At 32.2% G+C, this 1,104-nt stretch carries 1 protein-coding gene; it reads left to right on the top strand.

Features of this window, described 5'->3' with window-relative positions; genetic code table 11:
• Window positions 1-305 precede the first annotated feature (305 nt).
• Window positions 306-1,104 (top strand): protein rep (locus BJS11_RS13165; protein ID WP_070014106.1); only part of this gene is annotated, 799 nt, incomplete at its 3' end.

The raw sequence follows: 1,104 nt of genomic DNA, 5'->3' as shown, positions 1-1,104 counted from the left end.
ACTAACTCATAACCGAGAGGTAAAAAAAGAACGAAGTCGAGATCAGGGAATGAGTTTATAAAATAAAAAAAGCACCTGAAAAGGTGTCTTTTTTTGATGGTTTTGAACTTGTTCTTTCTTATCTTGATACATATAGAAATAACGTCATTTTTATTTTAGTTGCTGAAAGGTGCGTTGAAGTGTTGGTATGTATGTGTTTTAAAGTATTGAAAACCCTTAAAATTGGTTGCACAGAAAAACCCCATCTGTTAAAGTTATAAGTGACCAAACAAATAACTAAATAGATGGGGGTTTCTTTTAATATTATGTGTCCTAATAGTAGCATTTATTCAGATGAAAAATCAAGGGTTTTAGTGGACAAGACAAAAAGTGGAAAAGTGAGACCATGGAGAGAAAAGAAAATCGCTAATGTTGATTACTTTGAACTTCTGCATATTCTTGAATTTAAAAAGGCTGAAAGAGTAAAAGATTGTGCTGAAATATTAGAGTATAAACAAAATCGTGAAACAGGCGAAAGAAAGTTGTATCGAGTGTGGTTTTGTAAATCCAGGCTTTGTCCAATGTGCAACTGGAGGAGAGCAATGAAACATGGCATTCAGTCACAAAAGGTTGTTGCAGAAGTTATTAAACAAAAGCCAACAGTTCGTTGGTTGTTTCTCACATTAACAGTTAAAAATGTTTATGATGGCGAAGAATTAAATAAGAGTTTGTCAGATATGGCTCAAGGATTTCGCCGAATGATGCAATATAAAAAAATTAATAAAAATCTTGTTGGTTTTATGCGTGCAACGGAAGTGACAATAAATAATAAAGATAATTCTTATAATCAGCACATGCATGTATTGGTATGTGTGGAACCAACTTATTTTAAGAATACAGAAAACTACGTGAATCAAAAACAATGGATTCAATTTTGGAAAAAGGCAATGAAATTAGACTATGATCCAAATGTAAAAGTTCAAATGATTCGACCGAAAAATAAATATAAATCGGATATACAATCGGCAATTGACGAAACTGCAAAATATCCTGTAAAGGATACGGATTTTATGACCGATGATGAAGAAAAGAATTTGAAACGTTTGTCTGATTTGGAGGAAGGTT

Source organism: Staphylococcus caeli, assembly GCF_900097965.1.
Classification (GTDB): domain Bacteria; phylum Bacillota; class Bacilli; order Staphylococcales; family Staphylococcaceae; genus Staphylococcus; species Staphylococcus caeli.
This window is presented reverse-complemented; position numbering and strand designations above follow the sequence as displayed.